The 18,379-nt window shown below is 47.6% G+C and carries 14 protein-coding genes; 12 read left to right on the top strand and 2 right to left on the bottom strand.

The window, feature by feature from the left end:
* The first annotated feature begins 55 nt into the window (after positions 1–55).
* Both L1F29_RS17140 and lgt read left to right on the top strand, forming a co-directional pair.
* Positions 56–976, top strand: a complete 921-nt coding sequence (locus L1F29_RS17140) for a M15 family metallopeptidase (protein WP_258389499.1) — start codon at positions 56–58, stop codon at positions 974–976.
* A gap of 68 nt (positions 977–1,044) precedes the next feature.
* Positions 1,045–1,809 (top strand): prolipoprotein diacylglyceryl transferase, encoded by a 765-nt coding sequence (lgt, locus tag L1F29_RS17145; RefSeq protein WP_258389500.1) that lies wholly within the window; start codon positions 1,045–1,047, stop codon positions 1,807–1,809.
* Between the two features lie 43 nt (positions 1,810–1,852).
* Here the strand turns inward: lgt and L1F29_RS17150 are convergent, their stop codons facing one another.
* A complete protein-coding gene (locus L1F29_RS17150; RefSeq protein WP_258389501.1) occupies positions 1,853–2,737 on the bottom strand; it encodes a cupredoxin domain-containing protein in 885 nt (294 codons plus the stop codon).
* A 273-nt stretch (positions 2,738–3,010) separates the two neighbouring features.
* Here L1F29_RS17150 and L1F29_RS17155 point away from each other — a divergent pair, with 273 nt between their 5' ends.
* On the top strand, positions 3,011–5,143 hold the full coding sequence (locus L1F29_RS17155) for a GMC family oxidoreductase (protein ID WP_258389502.1): 2,133 nt from the start codon (positions 3,011–3,013) through the stop codon (positions 5,141–5,143).
* 218 nt (positions 5,144–5,361) lie between these two features.
* Here the strand turns inward: L1F29_RS17155 and L1F29_RS17160 are convergent, their stop codons facing one another.
* The gene (locus L1F29_RS17160; protein WP_258389503.1) at positions 5,362–6,114 is read right to left on the bottom strand and encodes a DeoR/GlpR family DNA-binding transcription regulator; all 753 of its coding nucleotides are present in this window, start codon (positions 6,112–6,114) and stop codon (positions 5,362–5,364) included.
* 274 nt (positions 6,115–6,388) lie between these two features.
* On the opposite strand from L1F29_RS17160, the gene L1F29_RS17165 reads away from it, so the two are divergent.
* The 9 genes from L1F29_RS17165 (at position 6,389) to L1F29_RS17205 (ending at position 18,369) form a co-directional block, all read left to right on the top strand.
* Positions 6,389–7,459 carry a Gfo/Idh/MocA family protein gene (locus tag L1F29_RS17165; protein ID WP_258389504.1) on the top strand — a complete coding sequence of 357 codons (1,071 nt, stop codon included), beginning with the start codon at positions 6,389–6,391 and terminating at the stop codon, positions 7,457–7,459.
* Positions 7,459–8,328: a sugar phosphate isomerase/epimerase family protein gene (locus tag L1F29_RS17170; RefSeq protein WP_258389505.1), complete on the top strand. Its 870-nt coding sequence runs from the start codon at positions 7,459–7,461 to the stop codon at positions 8,326–8,328. The genes L1F29_RS17165 and L1F29_RS17170 overlap by 1 nt, the downstream gene beginning before the upstream one ends.
* Before the next feature lie 288 nt (positions 8,329–8,616).
* Complete coding sequence (locus L1F29_RS17175; RefSeq protein ID WP_258389506.1) at positions 8,617–10,872, top strand: ATP-binding cassette domain-containing protein; 2,256 nt, start codon at positions 8,617–8,619, stop codon at positions 10,870–10,872.
* Between the two features lie 570 nt (positions 10,873–11,442).
* On the top strand, positions 11,443–12,291 hold the full coding sequence (locus tag L1F29_RS17180; RefSeq protein ID WP_258389507.1) for a GNAT family N-acetyltransferase: 849 nt from the start codon (positions 11,443–11,445) through the stop codon (positions 12,289–12,291).
* Positions 12,292–12,657: 366 nt separating this feature from the next.
* On the top strand, positions 12,658–13,848 hold the full coding sequence (gene fabV / locus L1F29_RS17185) for an enoyl-ACP reductase FabV (RefSeq protein WP_258389508.1): 1,191 nt from the start codon (positions 12,658–12,660) through the stop codon (positions 13,846–13,848).
* A 550-nt stretch (positions 13,849–14,398) separates the two neighbouring features.
* The gene (locus tag L1F29_RS17190) at positions 14,399–15,103 is read left to right on the top strand and encodes a DUF6199 family natural product biosynthesis protein (RefSeq protein WP_258389509.1); all 705 of its coding nucleotides are present in this window, start codon (positions 14,399–14,401) and stop codon (positions 15,101–15,103) included.
* A gap of 350 nt (positions 15,104–15,453) precedes the next feature.
* Positions 15,454–16,017 carry a dihydrofolate reductase family protein gene (locus L1F29_RS17195; RefSeq protein WP_258389510.1) on the top strand — a complete coding sequence of 188 codons (564 nt, stop codon included), beginning with the start codon at positions 15,454–15,456 and terminating at the stop codon, positions 16,015–16,017.
* Between the two features lie 171 nt (positions 16,018–16,188).
* The gene (locus L1F29_RS17200) at positions 16,189–16,734 is read left to right on the top strand and encodes a cyclase family protein (protein WP_258389716.1); all 546 of its coding nucleotides are present in this window, start codon (positions 16,189–16,191) and stop codon (positions 16,732–16,734) included.
* A 207-nt stretch (positions 16,735–16,941) separates the two neighbouring features.
* The gene (locus tag L1F29_RS17205; protein ID WP_258389511.1) at positions 16,942–18,369 is read left to right on the top strand and encodes a PQQ-dependent sugar dehydrogenase; all 1,428 of its coding nucleotides are present in this window, start codon (positions 16,942–16,944) and stop codon (positions 18,367–18,369) included.
* Positions 18,370–18,379 lie beyond the last annotated feature (10 nt).

Below are 18,379 nucleotides of genomic sequence, written 5' to 3' on the forward strand. Positions count from 1 at the left end.
TTAGTCTATTACGAGTATAGATAGCAGCAGAAGTGTTGTATGGAGGCCGAGCTGTATGAAGATGACAAAAGCTATCCTTGCCGCTACTATTGCAGGGATAGGCATATTCTGGACAGTCGATTCTTTTAAAAACTCACAATATCTTTCCCAAGTATTCCATATGATGAACAAAGTCAAGAAGGAAGCTGAACCAGATCAGGATCTGTCACCAACACTTGATCACATGTCAGTAGAGCAGATATCTATTGAACAGACACAAAATGAAGATTCCCTATTAAAGGATAGAACAATCGAGAAGAAGTCGGTATTGGATCTATCTGATTCACTTCTGGCAGTGGTACAAGCGAATGCACCGGAATTGAACGTAAAGGAAAACACAGATGGTCAAGCAATGATAACGAATCCTTCCAGTCCGTTGGTTCTCGTGAATAAACAACGAAATCTTCCACCTACCTATGAGCCGGAGGATTTGATAATACCAGAAGTGGATTTCTCATTTACGGGTTACCATCCCAAGAAACAATTGCGCAAACCGGCAGCCGAGGCGCTAGAGAAATTGTTTCATAAAGCAAAAGAGAATGAAATTGATTTAAAGGCTGTTTCAGGCTATCGATCTTATGAAACCCAATATGCAATTTTTAATCATTATTCTGAAGAAGTAGGAGAGGATGCAGCGAATAAATGGAGTGCTCTTCCGGGGCAAAGTGAACATCAGACTGGGCTCGCAATCGATGTATCGAGTTCTAGCGTCGGATACGACCTTATACCATCATTTGGCGACTCTAAAGAAGGCAAGTGGCTATCTGAAAATGCTGCAGAATTTGGCTTCATTCTTCGATATCCGAAACAACAGGAAGAGATCACCGGTTATTCCTATGAGCCATGGCACCTTCGATTTATCGGAGTAGAGCTGGCTAAAATCATTACTGAGCAAAACCGAACTCTAGAGGACGTCTTCTCCAAAATCATTCGTTGAAAATGGATCTTTTAATCATTTTAGAATATGACTATATCTATGCATAACGAACAATGGAGGGACCTAGAATGAGAGTCATCCTTTTTACGATCGGTGATTTTTCGATCCGTTCCTATGGACTAATTGTGGCCCTGGCAGTATTGCTTGCTATAGGTGCAGCTCTTTTTTTGGCAAGAGGGACTCCATATCAGAAACACATCCCTAATATCATCCCATATGCTTTGTTTGGAGCTATTATTGGTGCGAGATTTTGGCATGTATTTTTCTTTCAGTGGAGCTATTATTCCAAGAACTTGTCCGAAATTTTCGCGTTTTGGAATGGTGGAATAGCTATTCAAGGAGCACTGGTGGGAGGGTTTATTACTGCGGCTATTTACTTACGCATTCATCGGATTTCTTTTTGGGAATTTGCCGATACTGTTGCTCCTGCCATTATATTAGGGCAAGCGGTGGGACGAATTGCGTGTTTTCTTAATGGAGATGCCTTCGGTTCTCCTACGGGTTCTAATTTTGGCATTGTCTATCCGGAAGGGACGATGGCTTATGATGAGTACGGATCGCAGCCGCTATGGCCCGCTGAAGTATGGGAAGGACAATGGGATTTAATCGTATTCGCACTATTAATATCCTTGAAAAACAAACAACTGCCGAATGGACTCATGTTCCTTACGTACAACATTCTATATGCGCTCGGAAGATTTATGCTCGAATTTCTAAGAGGCGATTCGTCGCGCTATATGTTAAATTGGACCGCTGGTCAGTGGACAAGCATAGCTGTTATTCTAATCAGTGCAGGTTTGATGATGTTCTTCTTTATACGCAACAAACGTTAGCCGGAGCATCCAGAGTCCTCAGCGACTGAGCATGTGATTTAAGCTATGAGGCTGCAACATGAATAGTTGCAGTCATTCCAGCTTCTTTATGACCAGGCAGGGTACATACGACTTGATAATATCCTGCCTTATCAAAGCTGACGATCATACTGTTCTTCTCACCGGGAGCGGAGTGTATATGTACGCTCGTCCCAACAATTTCGAAATCATGCACTTCTTTTCCTTGATTGGCTAACGAAATTTTAACTTTTTGACCTTCTACGACTCGGATTGAAGTAGGGGAGAAGGAGAATTCCATCGCTTGCACAAGAAGCTCTTTGTCCACGGCCTCACTTGATGAACGGGTATTTGTGTGCTTGGAATGATCCGAAGCAGGAACCATCTTGTGTCCGGAATCTATCCGACCGTTTACCTGGCTAAACGATGTAAAGATCAATGTTATTGCAATAACTGCGAACATGGATACGGGCTTGGATAATAAAAAAGACTTTTGTCGTAAGCTGCTGGTTTTGATCTCCCCTTGAAGCATTAGGTATAGCAGAAATAGAATACCGCTACAAATTACAGACATGAATTTCACCGTGATTCCTGCATATGGCTGCGGCATCATGACCATGAGCATCGTCCCCATCATACCGCCCATGATTCCGGATAACAGTCCATCCATCACAGCCATAAGGCTGATCGGTGCACCGGCTAATACTCCGATAGCTCCTCCGGCTATCATACTTATCACCGTGGAGTAAAAAAATTGGCCAGGAAGCCACAATGTTAACAATGCACCCAGAGCTAATCCTACCGTCATTCCTAGTGCCATCGCAGCCATCATTCCAACCATACATGTTAACTGTTTACGAAATGTAATGATAAAGCCTGTAATCCAAACCGCAAGAACACCAAATAATCCACTTAATAATATTGCGCTCATAAACGATGCCCCCCTATTCTATATATAACAAACATATGGCTTGACCTGCAAATTCATGAATGATCTTAGTGAAAATATTCGTTCGTGGAGGATATAACGAGGTTCTATCACATGCGACTGGTGATTTGGAATCTTAAGGGTTGATTAATAATTCTCCATCGTATATGTTTTATCTACAATAGGATTGGCAAACTGATAGGGGCCACTTGGGACCCGTATAGGAGAGAAGTTCATGAGGATGAAAGATTACGAGGCATTGGATGGTGTTGAGAGATGAAGCCCGGCGATCAGAAGTCTTTTTCTGCTGAGGTAATAACGGTTTTGAAAGCGGTTGCCGACTGTATGGTTCCGGAAGATGCATGGCCATCGGCGACCAATTCAGGCGTACTGACATATTTGGAGCGTCATGCCGGCGAGGATTCTGCTGCTTGGACGAATATCATCGAGCCCGGACTTCTTGCGGTGAATGCTGAAGCTGCAGCTCGCCATGCCCGGTCTTTTGCCGAACTGTCGGCTGACGAGAAAGACAGTCTGTTGCATGATATCCAGCAAGAACGTGTTCGGGACTGGCCCGTTTCATCGAAGCAATTTTTTGACACTTTATTGAGCCTCGTCATCGAAGGTTACTATGGTAGCCCCGAAGCAGGCGGGAATCGCGGGGGCAAGTCGTGGAACATGATCGGATTTCGTCCGGGACCGATACCTGGAACCCGTGCGCCAGTCGAGGAAACCGATTTGCCGCAGCGATCCTTCGGCCAGCTTCGGGACCGGTATGATGCAGTCGTGGTTGGAGCGGGGGCCGGGGGTTCGGTAGCTGCGGCCATGCTCGCCGAATCGGGACTTAGCGTTCTCGTCATCGAGCGCGGAAGCTGGCTTCGATATGGTGAGGTTGGCAGCGATCATCTACGGAATCATCGGTTAAGCAAATACGGTCATAATACTGGCCCTGCGCTCGAAGGCAACTCCCGGACGATTCTCTTGTCCGGTGGAGAAGAGCGGATCACCGCACCTTTTGAAGGCGATTATCATAATAACGCGATGACTGTCGGCGGCGGAACAAGGGTCTACGGGGCACAGGCATGGCGGTTTCATCCGGAGGACTTTCGCATGGCGACACGCTATGGAATTCCGGATGGAAGCTCGCTAAGCGATTGGCCAATTCGCTATCAGGACCTCGAACCTTATTACGAGCGCGCAGAATGGGAAGTCGGTGTCTCCGGTGACGGAGATGCGCATCCCGGACGCGGTAAGCGGGAGCGTCCATATCCGATGCCGGCATTGCCGAGGACGAGGGAAGCGGATCGCTTGGCCCGGGCGGCTGTGAAGCTGGGATGGGAAGCGGGGCCGGTTCCTCTTCTCATCAATTCTGTCGAACGTGACGGCCGGCCAGCTTGCGGGCGGTGCGGCCAGTGTGTCGGATTCGCCTGCCCAACCAACAGCAAAAATGGCGGCCACAACACGATGCTGGTGAGGGCTATCTCTACCGGCAACTGCGACCTGATCTGCGATACCATAGTGGAGCGCATCGATACAGAAGCGGGAAGACGTGCCACCGGGGTTCACCTTGTGCAGGAAACAGCGGGCTCGACCCAGCGCCGACAGGTGCGGGCGGGGCATGTGGTGGTTGCCGCCGGAGCCATTGAAAGCGCGCGCCTCCTTCTCAACTCGGTAAGCGATGCGGAACCGAACGGGATCGGCAATCGGTATGGCCAAGTTGGAAGGAATCTGCAAGGCCATCTCTATTCCGGCGCATATGGCCTCTTTGATGAACCGATTCAGGACGGTCTTGGTCCGGGGGTGAGCATAGCCACCTTCCGCTTTGACCATAGCAACGAAGCAGGGATTATCGGGGGAGGATTGCTGGCCAACGAATTCACCCGGCTGCCGCTCATTCACTGGTATCGCGCACTTGCTCCGGAGGCGGCCCGCTGGGGAATCGCAGGCAAGGAAACAATGCGCGAAACCTATCTGCGCACGAGCCAGATTCAAGGTCCGATCCAAGAAATCCCGTCCGCCGAGTCCAGAGTGCGGCTCTCGACCACGGTCAAAGACCGTTTCGGACTACCCGTTGCTCAACTCTCCGGAAGTGCCCACCCCGAATCTCTTCGAGCTTCGGCAATGCTGGCGGAGCAAGCGGAGAAGTGGCTCTGGGCTGCAGGAGCACGCCAGGTTTGGCGGACCCGGGCAGGCAATGGACTTAGTGGCGGGCAGCACCAGGCTGGGACGCTTCGCATGGGTAACGACCCATCGACGTCCGTCACCGATCCCATGGGCCGTGTACATGGATATGACAATCTCTGGGTGAGTGACGGCTCCGTGCATGTAACCAACGGCGGCGTCAACCCGGTGTTGACCATTCTAGCCCTGGCTTTCCGCACAGCAGAAAACTTGGTGAAACAAGGGTAAAGCGTAACCATGAACACAATCGGCAATTTGTGACGGGGGCTAAGCGGATTACGCTCTGTCACACGTCTGCTGGGATGACCAAGGAAGAAAGAAGACGTTGGTTCCGTGAAGAAGCCCACCCGGTTGCCAACCGCGGTGGGCTTTCGATGATAGGGGGAGACCTACTAGACACCATGAGGAGAACATGGGGAGCCATACAAGATCCTTTTGCGAAGATCCTATTGCAGCACCGTAATACCTAATTTTTCATACTCAATGAGGACATTACTTGACACACAAGATTCCGTTACCAGATAACTAATTTCATTCACGTGTGCCGCAACATAGGTAGATGCTGTACCCAACTTATGAGCTTCGGCGAGAACAACCGTTTCCGCTGATATATTGACCATCTTTCGTTTTATAAATGCTTCTTCTTGGTCGGGAATACTAATGCCTGTTTGGGGATGGACACTATGAGTACCCATGAAGTAAATATCTGCTCTTATGTCCTCAAGCGCCTGGATCGTGGCGATACCCGTGTTAACTAACGATTCCTTAAATAATCGGCCCCCCAGCATTACAACCTCAATGTTCGGATGATGCGATAATGCTACAGCAACAGGCGGGCTGTTTGTAATTACGGTTGCTTTTAAATCAAACGGCAATTGCTGCGCGAATGTTAACGTTGTCGTTCCGCCATCAATAATGATGACTTGATCATTTCGTATTAGTTTTAAACCAACTTCGGCAATATGAGTTTTAGCTTCCGGAGCTTGATTGAATTTCTCTTCAAATTTAACCGTAGAGGCCCCCTTTAATAGAGCACCGCCATGGACGCGATGCAGAACCCCCATTCCATCTAACTCCCTTAAATCCCGCCTTATCGTATCCTCAGATACATTCAGGCGTGAGCTTAATTCGGTTGCGATGAGCTTCCCTTCATTGTTTAATAAATCCAATATAAGATGATGTCTTTCTTCTTTTAACATGATGGCAAAATCCTCTCGTCTATATGTGAAATCCTTGTTTGTGCGCGTTTTATGGTTGATATAAATATATCGTGCAAAAACAGTCAGGTCAATGTCGAATAATATGCGTTTATGTAATTGATTATGCGTTTATATAATTGACTCCTCTTATGTGTGCATGTTAACCTTTCTGTATTAAACCCTTTGGCTAACGTTTGAACTTTAGAAATTACCTGTGCGGGAAAATATTATTCACCGGATACAACAAACCAAATAGATAAGGGGGTACTAAAAGATGGCAACTCAGAAAAAGTTAAAAGTTGGAGTGCTCGGTTGCGGTGTTATTTCCCAGGCTGCTCATTTGGAGGCTTGCGCAAGAGCAAACAATGTTGAGCTTTATGCCATTTGCGACGTAGCTCAGGATTTAGTGGGGAGAATGAGCAGTAAATATAACCCGAACCGTGCTTATTACCATTACGATTTGATGCTCGCGGACCCAAATGTGGAAGCTGTCGTGATTGGCATTGCCGATCAATTTCATGTCCCCATGGCAAAAAAAGCTCTTTTGGCGGGTAAACACGTGCTGGTGGAAAAGCCGCTTGGTAATACCATTGAAGAATGCGAAGAACTTGAAGAAATTGTACGAAGCACAAATTTGATCTTACAAGTCGGAAACATGAAACGGTTCGATCCAGGCATCGCATATGCTCGGAATTTTATACAAGAAGAAATGGGCGAAATGCTTGCGCTAAAAGCATGGTACTGCGATTCAACCTACCGATACATCGTTACTGATAATGTCATGCCTATTATAGTGACCAGTGAGGCTGTTAAAAAACCTGATGGCAATCCTAAACTGGACAAACAACGCTACTATATGATGACACATGGCAGTCACCTTGTTGATACGGCAAGATTTTTGGGTGGAGAAATTGAAAGTGTTCATGCTTGGCATACACAAAGATTCGGTGCGTACAATTGGCTTTGTACGATCGAATATGTGAATGGCACAGTTGGCCAGCTGGATTTGACCGTAGCTGTCAGGATGGATTGGCACGAGGGGTTTCAGGTGTACGGTGAGCATGGCAGCGTAATCGCCAAAACCTATAATCCATGGTTGTTTAAGGCGAGCGATGTCGAGGTTTTTTCTGCCAAAGACGGATTGTACCGCAAACCACTTGGAGCAGACGCGCATTTTTATAAACTTCAGTTAGAAGGCTTTGCCGACACAATTCTTAATGGAGCTCAAATGTTGGGCGCTACGATTCACGATGGGGTTCAAAACATGAGGACGATGGTGGCAATAGCAAGGTCTGTGGAAATCGGCGGTAAAGTCCAATTATCCGACGTTTCTGGTGCTGTGTGATGGAATTGGGTATCTTTGCGAAAACGTTCAGTCGGAACTCGGTTGATGAAGTATTGGCAGCCATCAACGAATATGGCCTGAGGAGAACTCAGTTTAATATGTCCTGTGCGGGCCTGCCTTCCATGCCTGAGTATATTGACCTCGAATTCGTGCGTTCAATCGGCATCGCTTGCAAGCAATTTAATATAGTGATGTCAGCCGTCTCCGGAACATTCAACATGGCACATCCAGATGAAAATAAGCGTAAACAGGGGATTGACCGTCTTCGTGTTCTTGCACAAGCTAGCAGCTCCCTCGGAACGTCGGTCATTACGCTGTGCACAGGCAGCAGGGACTGCGAAAACATGTGGCGGCTGCATCCTGACAATCGCAGCAAGGAAGCTTGGGATGACATGATGCATACCATGTCAGCGGCTGTGGAGATTGCCGAGGAATACAAGATTGTGTTGGGGGTCGAGCCGGAGTTAGCTAATATTGTGTTCGATGCAAAAAGAGCTAAAGACCTATTGGATGAGATTCGTTCGCCAAACGTGAGAATAGTAATGGATGCAGCTAATTTGTATAATCCCGAGCATCCAGGACCGATGAATGATCTCCTAAGCGAAAGCTTTGACCTTCTAGGAGAACATATTGTTATTGCACACGCCAAAGATATTATTATTGATGGACAAACGGAGTTTGTCGCTGCTGGTCAAGGCATAGTTGATTACAAACATTACTTGCACCTTCTCTCAGAAGCCAATTATTCTGGTCCATTAATCTTACATGGTTTGAGTGAAGAACAGGTCAATGAGAGTTTATCCTACATCCAATCACTGATGCCTTCAGTAGAGAATGGTAGTTATCTAGAACCGAATGACATTAAGTAAGCAGTCCCAACACACCGCATGCGGTACAAAAACATCTCAATCCCAATGCAAAATAAATGGGTACGATAGTTGAACCCTGCTTGACAATCAACATAAACCGGCTGCAGCCATCTCTAATCATCAAATTGTAATTTACGGACACACCATGAATATTCGATAAAGCTATCGCATGACCTCCCTGGTTAGAACAATAACAGGCACAAGTTCGGGCATCCCGACTTTCTATGCACAATGAATGGTACAATGGGAATAAAAGTAGAAATTAACATGATCGAAAGGATGTTAAGAATGAGCGAATCTAATCAGGGACATATCGTAATCTCGGGTGCGAGGGAAAACAATCTCAAGAACGTATCCTTGCGCATTCCCAAGCGGAAGATCACGATCTTCACCGGGGTATCCGGATCCGGCAAGTCATCGATCGTCTTCGATACGATCGCCGCAGAATCTACGCGATTGCTGAATGAGAACTTCAGCATGTTCGTGCGCACTTTCCTGCCCCGCGTTCCGCAGCCGGATACGGACGCGATCGAGAACCTGAGCATGGCCGTTATTGTGGATCAGAAGCGGCTGGGCGGCGGTTCCCATTCCACGATGGGCACGATTACCGATATTTCTCCCATTCTCCGCCTTCTCTTCTCCCGAGTGGGTCAGCCCTATGTTGGACAAGCGCACATGTTCTCGTTTAACGATCCGCAAGGCATGTGTCCCGAGTGCAACGGAATCGGTCGCAGGCTGGGCATCGACATGAGCAAGGCGGTGGACATGACCAAGTCGTTAAATGAAGGAGCCATTATGCTGCCGGACTATTCGGTGAATGGCTGGGAATGGAACATGATCGTGCAGTCGGGGGACTTCGATCTCGACAAGAAGCTGAGCGATTATTCGGATGAGGAATTGGAGCAGCTGCTGTACGCTAAGGCAAGGAAAGTGAAGATGGATTTCGCCGGGAAGGCAACGAATATTACGGTGGAAGGCGTCATTGAGAAGTTCACCAACAAGTACATCAAGCAGGATGTGAAGATGAAGTCCGAGCGCACACAAAAAACTGTTGCGCCGTACATTTCCGAGGGTCCCTGCACCAGCTGCCGCGGCGCGAGACTCAGTCAGGCCGCACTAAGCTGCAGAATCAATGGGCTCAATATTGCGGAGCTGTCCTCCATGGAGGTCGGACAGCTCATCCGCGTCATTCGGGAGATTGACGATCCTGTTGCCGCGCCGGTCGTCAAATCGCTGACGGAGCGGCTGCAGCATCTGGTGGATATCGGACTTGACTACTTGACGCTGGACCGTGAGACGGATACATTATCCGGCGGCGAGTCTCAGCGGGTCAAGATGGTGAAGCACCTGAGCGGCAGTCTGGTGGATGTCACTTACATCTTCGATGAACCCAGCGTTGGCTTGCACCCCCGTGATGTGCACCGGTTAAATGAGTTGCTGCAGAAGCTGCGCGACAAGGGCAATACCGTGATTGTCGTCGAGCATGATCCCGATGTGATCAAGTTAGCGGATCATATCGTCGACGTCGGTCCTCATGCCGGCAGCCGCGGCGGTACCATCGTGTATGAAGGAAGCTTCCAAGGTCTGCTGGATGCAGGCACACTGACAGGCACCCATATGAAGCGGCCGCTCCAACTGAAGCACGATTGCAGGCAGCCATCGGGCAAGCTGTCCATCAAGGATGCCACACTGCACAACCTGCGGAACGTGAGTGTAGATATTCCAACCGGAGTGCTGACAGTCGTAACGGGTGTCGCCGGCTCGGGCAAGAGTACGCTGATTAACGAAGTATTTCTCAGCCAGCATTCGGATGCAATTGTCATCGATCAATCGGCGATAGGCGTATCAACACGCTCGAATCCCGCGACCTACACGGGCATTATGGATGATGTGCGCAAGGCGTTTGCTTCCGCGAACAAGGTCAATCAAGGCTTGTTCAGCTTCAATTCCAAGGGGGCTTGCGAGAACTGCCAAGGGCTGGGTGTTGTGTATACAGACCTTGCATTCCTCGACAGCGTGAAGCTGCCATGCGAAGTATGCGGAGGTAGACGGTTCAAGGAAGAGGTGCTCGCGTACAAGCTGAACGGCAAGTCAATTGCAGAAGTTCTGGGGATGACAGTGGAGCAGGCATTGGATTTTTTCCAGTTAAAAGAGGTTGTGCGCAAGCTCCAGGCGATGAGTGACGTGGGGCTGAACTATATTACACTCGGTCAGCCGCTCAGCACGCTCTCGGGCGGGGAATGCCAGCGCATCAAGCTTGCAAGCGAGCTGCATAAGAAGGGCAGCATCTACGTGATGGACGAGCCGACGACCGGACTGCACATGTCAGATATCGGTCAACTTTTGGGGATCATGAACCGCCTCGTGGATGCCGGCAATACGGTGATTGTCATCGAGCACAACCTCGATGTGATCAGTCAAGCGGATTGGATCATCGATATGGGACCGGACGGAGGCAGCAAGGGCGGCCAGGTGGTGTTCGAGGGCACACCTCCACAGATCATCCATGCGGAGCAGTCGATCACGGGAAGATACTTGATATAATCATCAAATCCACTTTAGTAATGGATGGGATCCGTAATTTCTTAGCAAGACAAGTCGTATATATTAAAGGTTAAACTTATGTATGTCAACCAGGGCTGCCAGCAGAATCGGCAGCCTTTCGTTTAAGTAACGGGCAATTATTTGCATTTATATGTATTTCTATTTCTATGGACTTTAATGGGGGCTGCATCGGGACTTTACGGCTTACTAAAACCCAAGGATGCGTGGAAACGAACTATCAATCTTCCTGTGAATCGCATTATTCGGTGGCTGGATATCCGTGAGTAGGGAACGAGGAGTAAAAAAATAATCGATAAAAAATGAACCGCATGATTGTGACATCAAGCCATTGTTAGAGGACAAGAACATATAACGTTAGCCCCGGCCGACGGTGCTAGTTAAGCTAAGGGCAAGATAGCGCAGCAACGACCGTACAAAGGTTAAGGAAATCTAATGGACAGGATAGTTCAACGCATTCCAGAAAAAGGATTTATTAAAGTATTCGCGAATATTAAATAAAATTGAAGTCGAAAGTAGCTCAATAAGCAATAACGGAGGAATCGAAGGCTGATGAATATAGCAGGTATCCGATACGAACACTTCAGTGAAAAAGATTGTAATGCAGCAAGAGAATTATTAAGCTTTGACGCCGACGCGGGTGAAGACATCCTTCGGGTGCTTGCTGAAGAACCTGAATTGTTTATTGCCGCGTTTATCGGGGATAAGCTTATTGCACTGGCTCAAGTGAACGAACCTGCATCTCAGTCCTATTTAACTGTGTTTGTCGATCCACAGTTTCGCAGGCAAGGAATCGGTTCTTCAATGGTAAAGTATGCTGAAACCGAATTGCGGGCGGGCGGAACCCAAAAAGTCAGGAGTTCCTTTCGTGCTGGTCATCAATCGTCTCTTGCGTTTGCGCGCAAGCTCGGTTATGACAAATACTTTTCATCGGCTTTAATGCAGCGAACCGGCGATCCCTTTCCCTTGGAGGAGCTACCGGTGAGGCTGTATACGGACGAGGACTATCTTGCCAGTCAGTCGCTGTATGCCACAGCGTTTCATGAAATGCGCGTCCGTGTCGGCTGCTTTCCCGATTCTGTGATTGCTAAGCCCAGTGAAAAAGAACGAAGAGTATGGAAAGAGGATGCGGAGAACCGATTTGTCTTCGAAATAAATGGGGAAATCGTCGCTTATAGCCACCTTTCTGGTAATGAACTCAGCAGTATTTCCGTCCGTACTGACTTTCAGAGCCTTGGGATCGGAAAAAAGTTTGTTATGTATTTATGCAACGAGATCTATCAACGCGGCAGTGCAAAAGTCGACCTTTGGTGTGTAGTCGGGAATTATGCCAGAAATCTATATGACAGCCTTGGCTTTAAAGAAAAGTATATGAAGGAATTCATGCGGAAAACGCTGTAATTTTTCCGAATGATTTTGGAGCTCTAAAGGCCATCCTGCTGGATGACCCGATAGTTTGCCGATATAGACAGTGGAGAACGAGTTGTTGAACGGGACACACGTTAGTTCAACAAAACAAGGAGCAGTTTGCCGCGGCAGCTGTTCCTTGTTTTTATTAAGCAATTGGCAGGATACTTTCAATATGTGCTAATATGTATGGGGGCGTTAAGTGTTCATATTGGGGGATAACTGGATTTGAGTTTAGATAGGTTATGGGAGAGGTATTCCCTTGTGCAATTAATTGTTATAATATGATATGGCTTAACAGCACTCACGACATCTAAACCAAATGGAAAATGAAATACGATACAGAGAGGCGCTTTATTCATGATTATTAAACCTAGAACACGCGGCTTCATCTGCACAACCTCCCATCCGGTAGGATGTGCACGTCAAGTCGAGGAACAGATCCATTACATCAAAGGCAAGCCTGCTATTCGTGGCCCACAGAACGTGCTTGTCATTGGCGCTTCCACGGGATACGGCTTGTCCGCCCGGATCGCAGCAGCTTTTGGTGCAGGCGCAAACACGATCGGGGTATACCGGACAAGCGCTGGCAGCGAGAAGCGTACCGCCTCTGCCGGCTGGTACAACTCTGCCGCGTTCGAAGAGGAAGCCCGGAAGCTTGGCCTGAAATCCTACAGCGTAACCGGTGACGCCTTCGACGACGAGACCAAGGACCATGTCATCAAGGTCATCCGTCAGGAGCTGGGCCAGGTGGATCTGGTCGTCTACAGTGTCGCTACCGCGCGCCGCAATGATCCTAGCACAGGTGAAGTAGTAAACTCCGTTCTGAAGCCGATCGGTCTGCCCTATACCAACAAAACCGTCAACTTCCACACCGGTGAAGTCACGAGCATTACGATTGAGCCAGCTACTGAAGAGGAGATCAAGCATACTGTCGCCGTAATGGGCGGCGATGATTGGGAACACTGGATGACCCGGCTGCAGGATGCTGGCGTGCTGGCTGAAGGCGTCAAAACGGTCGCTTTCTCCTACATCGGCTCGGACATTACCCAGGCCGTATACCGACAAGGCTCCATCGGCCGTGCGAAGGACGATCTGGAAGCGACCGCTGACCGCTTGACCGACAAGCTGAGCACCATTCATGGACAGGCTTATGTAACCGTCAGCAAGGCGCTTGTCACCCAGTCCAGCTCCGCCATTCCGGTGGTGCCGCTGTACATCGCCGCTCTCTACAAGGTGATGAAGGAAAAAGGCCTGCACGAAGGAAGCATCGAGCAGATGTACCGGTTGTTTTCCGACCGTCTGTATAATGGCGGCGAAACACCGGTTGACGAGAAGGGACGCATCCGGATTGATGATTGGGAGCTGCGTGAGGATGTGCAGGACGAGGTCAAGCGGATATGGGAAATGGTGACTACCGACAATATTCACGATATCTCCGACCTTGACGGCTACCGTCGTGAATTCTTCCAGCTGTTCGGCTTCGAGACTCAAGACGTTGACTACGAGGTCGATGTGAATCCTGATGTACAGGTGCTGAACCTGCGTTAATCCTCGTATAAAGTTAAGCCAGAATGCAATGAATGCATTCTGGCTTTTTTTGTTAGGCGATCCGAGAGACGCTGAAGCTGGTATAACCTTCAGCCGACTTATATACATATGTACATAATACTAAGTGTTCTACATATACACATTCAATAGAGAACCACAGTATTTTAGCTAGCTTTAATGGATTGAGTCACAATACATATTGGATCCACTGTATCGTTCTGAATGAACTAATGAAGAACATAGGCTGCGGATATTTGAGATCGTCTCTGTTCAAAAGAGGCCATATATGTTGAAGCATAAGCTTAGCAATAGCCTGGAACCTGTTATATCGGCAGGGGAAGGGATTCGGCTACGAACGATTGTGTCACAAACTGTTAGAGGACAAGAATATGTATCGTTTGCCGAAAAGGACAAGAACATATAGCGTTAGCCGCGGCCGACGTGCTGGCCTTGCCTTTAAGCTTAAGGGCAGGATAACGCAACTTCCAAGTAATGGATGGGTATATCAATAGTAAGACGACTGGATTTAGTTGGAAGGGAGGTGGATATATTGGAGACACATTTCACGAACATATTCAAGGCTATGAAGTGGATCGCTATAATCATTTTGGCGGTATTACTGTTGATTTGGGCGGTACGATATTATTCCATACAGGTGTTTTATTTGGATAATACGAAATATACAAAGCAGTCGGAAATGGGGAATATAATAACATACCGGGCGTTTGGCGGTGGTGTATCAGTTCCAGTTTCCGTGACCTCTTATGAGGATCGCAAGGAAGTTATGATCAAGAGTGATATTTATACGATAAGAAGCATGCAAGGTAAAGGCAACTCGAATCTATCCATCACATATCCGAGCGGTAAAACGTATACAGCCGAGCAGTTTTCCGGCATGTTCATGGTGTATGACGAGCAAGGGGAATGGGTGTCGCCGGTCTCTATGTACATGAACGACAAACGAATTCTTTCACCCGGTGAAGAATACTATTCGGCGAACGATTTGATCCGTGCGGCTTATGAAGAGCAGCATACTACGAACGGTAGCGTACTTTACTTCATTCTGGCCATCCCTTTGTTTGTTTACGGTTGGTGCGCGTTTCGCTTTGAGCTATTCCAGCGCTTTATCTTCAAGCTCTCCTATGGTCTTAATGTAGAAAACCCGGAGCCGACTGATTTTTATTTGTTTATGGCAAAAGTCGGAGCTTGTTTGGTAATGGCCGCCTCAGTTCTCTTGTTTTTCAAGTCTTTATAACCTAACGCGAGGTGCTGGCGGACGATAGGTTGCCTCGTTCCGCTAACGGGCAGGATAATAGCAATTGTTGGTAGAAAAATACTACCGGAGAATCTTATATGATTTCAGGAGAATACCGGATTTGATCCCTGCAGACACATATTGAAAGTAAAAGCATTATTCCGTTTACTTCCAACGATGTCCCCATTGCCATACGGGATTAATAGTTATCACGATTTCGAAGTAGTGTGGAAAATATAAACTATATTGGAATCCGATCGATCGATTGTGAAATTATAAAATTCACTTAAGGAGAATTGGCAGGTAATTAACTTGATTTTTTTAACTGAAAATTGGAGGGCGTTATTGAAATGGCTAAACTGATCTACGCTGCTAACGTATCTTTGGACGGTTTCATTGAGGACGAGCGCGGCAATATCGAGTGGACGATCTCCGATGACGAGGTGTTTGCGTTCTGGACTGACTTCGAGCGGCCGATTGGCACCTACCTATACGGGCGTCGATTGTACGAGTCGATGGTGTACTGGGAGACGGCGAGCGCCAAGCCCGGCGATCAACCGGAGGTAATGCGGGAATTCGCGCAGATCTGGCGAGCGGCTGAGAAGACCGTGTATTCCCGGACGCTTCAGGCGGTTTCAAGCGCAAGGACTAGGATCGAGCGCGAATTCGATCCTGATGCGATCCGGGGGCTGAAGGAGACTTCAGGAGCCGACATTACGATTGGCGGCCCCGAGCTTGCTGGGCAGGCGATGAGCGCGGGACTGATCGACGAGTGTCATCTGCTTCTTAATCCGATCGTCTTGGGTGGAGGTAAGCGAGCATTGCCGGACAACCTCCGCATGCGGCTCGAGCTGCTCGGTGAGCGCCGCTTCCGAAGCGGCGTTGTTCATCTTCACTACCGCGTGATCGTCTGACCGCGACGCTAGAGTGAAATTCAGGAGATACGCTTTCGGGCTTTCTATAAATAGCCCATTGCACTGTAAATTGGAAAGATATCTGATTCAGGTAACGGAGAACGATAGTTCAAGTCAAACAGAAGTGAAATTTGGATAATAGCTTGCAGGAATGGAGGCGCCTGAGTGAGAGTGATCGATTTGTCGTTGCCGATTGCGGACGGCATGCCCGTTTATCCCGGAGATCCTGAGGTAAAAGTCAAGGTAGCACACACATACGAGTGTCACTCCTGGGAGCTGCGGCAGCTTTCGATGGGTAGCCATACCGGAACACACGTGGACGCGCCTTCACACATGCACCCCGGTGCCTCGACTTTGGATGAGCTGCCATTGGAGCGATTTTTCGGAGCATCGCGCGTAGCACGGATCGAAGACCAGACTTGGCCGGAAGGCCGGGGGCTGTTTTTCGCCGATTCCGTCGGGCTAGAATGCTTTGACCGACTCGCTGCGCTGCGACCACCGTTCGTCGGCGGCGAACTGTCTGAAGAATTGGAGCGGGCGTTATTGGGAATCGGAATTGTGACGTATACGGGGCTTCAGGGATTGGATCGTCTTCCCGGCGGAACCGACTTTATGTTTTACGGATTTCCTCTGCGCATTGTCTGTGGCGACGGGTCCCCGGTTCGGGCCGTTGCGGTGGTGGAGGCTGAACCGGCTGGGCATGGAATGAACGCATAAAATGTCCTAGCGGACAACGATAGTGTGGAGCTGCCGCATGGACAGCTCCTCTTTGATCTTTCATTGAAGTAATGGGCTGAATTCCTCCGACGCTGGCGCGGAAAATGGTGCAATGCCGAGTCAGATTGCCCGGCACACATTGGTATTAATAGAACAGTTCTAATCATATTCTTATAAAAAAACAATCAGGAAGGAGTGTAAAGTTAGTTGATAAAAGTTAAGGTTAGTTTGCGGCCCATTGTAAGTAAGTTAAATTTACCCACTGTTTTGAAAACAACTATACTTCCGGGTGATTCAATTGAAAGCTTACTTATTGCAACCCAGGTAGGGGAGATCTTTTATATACGAAACGAAGCGATAAGGACTTTTTTAGATATTAGCCCGCGAATCATAAAACTAGGTGCTTCTAGTGGAGGTTATGATGAACGGGGATTGCTTGGGCTAGCGTTTCATCCCGATTTTTATTATAACGGTTTTTTCTATCTTCATTATTCAGTAGCCGGAACACAGGGCCCAGGTGCTCTTTCAGGTGCCCCTCTTGAATCTTTTAAGCCTAACCCGTGTGATCCCAGAACTTTAAACCTAAGGTGGACAAATAGAGAAACTCAATATGATCATATTGATACAGTTGAAGAATGGATTTTACAACCGAATGGTCAACCTCAAAAACGGCGGACATTACTTAACATAAGAAGACCATTTCTAAATCATAATGGTGTCAATAGCTTAAACTTTTCACCTGAAACAGGGAAACTTGTTTTAACAACCGGAGACGGTGGATCAGGCTATGATCCATTCAATTTAAGTCAAGACGATATGGAAATCGCCGGAAAAATTATTGAAATTGATGTAGTTAAGAATACATGGATTGATAATCCACCCGTAGTTACACGCTTTAATGAGCTACCCGTACTTATTCAAGAAACGCTTACGGTAATTGCCAAAGGGGTTCGCAATATACCGGGCATTTCATATCAAAGGATATATAATCAGTATATCAAATATGTGGGAATTGTCGGACAAGATTTGGTAGAGTCGATTTATTCATTCGTTCATCATAAACCAATACCGGTTACCAAGCTTATTCAAGCTTCTTTGATGAATTCTGAACCTGACCAAGAAGAATTTATTAACTTTGGCTGGCGAGGGTGGGAAGGTGCTATTCCTACTTCGATGATAAGGGGCTGCTCTGCAAATCCACCTATGAATGAGATAACAATGGCTTATTACAATGATGCAATAAATACTTCAGTGAGGCGTCTTCAGCCTTTAACTAGTTATTTTCATAAAGATCCCCGACCTGATAAATTTGGAGGAACTGCACTTACAGGAGTCCAGCCATATATGGGGAATGGAATCCCCGCTTTAACGGGAAGCGTTGTGTTTACCGACCTTGCCCGGGATGAAGAATCTCACCCTCCAGTTAGAGGAGTTTTAGCTTATACCAGGGTAAAAACAGATTGTAAACGAAATGATTTTAGTGTTATTGAAATCGATTATAATTTTGGTACTCAATCCGCTTATTATGTTAGTTTGGGAACGAATCTGGATCAAACCAAACTATATTTAGGAGTTTATGGCTCTATGAAAGTGGCTGATTTTAACCAAGGTACCGTTTTTGAAATTGTTTCATAATTCATAACTA

It is taken from the genome of Paenibacillus spongiae (assembly GCF_024734895.1).
Taxonomy (GTDB): Bacteria; Bacillota; Bacilli; order Paenibacillales; family Paenibacillaceae; genus Paenibacillus_Z; species Paenibacillus_Z spongiae.

Bases quoted from the DNA above. Each gene is read 5' to 3' on its own strand.
- L1F29_RS17140 (WP_258389499.1), top strand. From the start codon at position 56: ATGAAGATGACAAAAGCTATCCTTGCCGCTACTATTGCAGGGATAGGC.
- lgt (WP_258389500.1), top strand. From the start codon at position 1,045: ATGAGAGTCATCCTTTTTACGATCGGTGATTTTTCGATCCGTTCCTAT.
- L1F29_RS17150 (WP_258389501.1), bottom strand. From the start codon at position 2,737: ATGAGCGCAATATTATTAAGTGGATTATTTGGTGTTCTTGCGGTTTGG.
- L1F29_RS17155 (WP_258389502.1), top strand. From the start codon at position 3,011: ATGAAGCCCGGCGATCAGAAGTCTTTTTCTGCTGAGGTAATAACGGTT.
- L1F29_RS17160 (WP_258389503.1), bottom strand. From the start codon at position 6,114: ATGTTAAAAGAAGAAAGACATCATCTTATATTGGATTTATTAAACAAT.
- L1F29_RS17165 (WP_258389504.1), top strand. From the start codon at position 6,389: ATGGCAACTCAGAAAAAGTTAAAAGTTGGAGTGCTCGGTTGCGGTGTT.
- L1F29_RS17170 (WP_258389505.1), top strand. From the start codon at position 7,459: ATGGAATTGGGTATCTTTGCGAAAACGTTCAGTCGGAACTCGGTTGAT.
- L1F29_RS17175 (WP_258389506.1), top strand. From the start codon at position 8,617: ATGAGCGAATCTAATCAGGGACATATCGTAATCTCGGGTGCGAGGGAA.
- L1F29_RS17180 (WP_258389507.1), top strand. From the start codon at position 11,443: ATGAATATAGCAGGTATCCGATACGAACACTTCAGTGAAAAAGATTGT.
- fabV (WP_258389508.1), top strand. From the start codon at position 12,658: ATGATTATTAAACCTAGAACACGCGGCTTCATCTGCACAACCTCCCAT.
- L1F29_RS17195 (WP_258389510.1), top strand. From the start codon at position 15,454: ATGGCTAAACTGATCTACGCTGCTAACGTATCTTTGGACGGTTTCATT.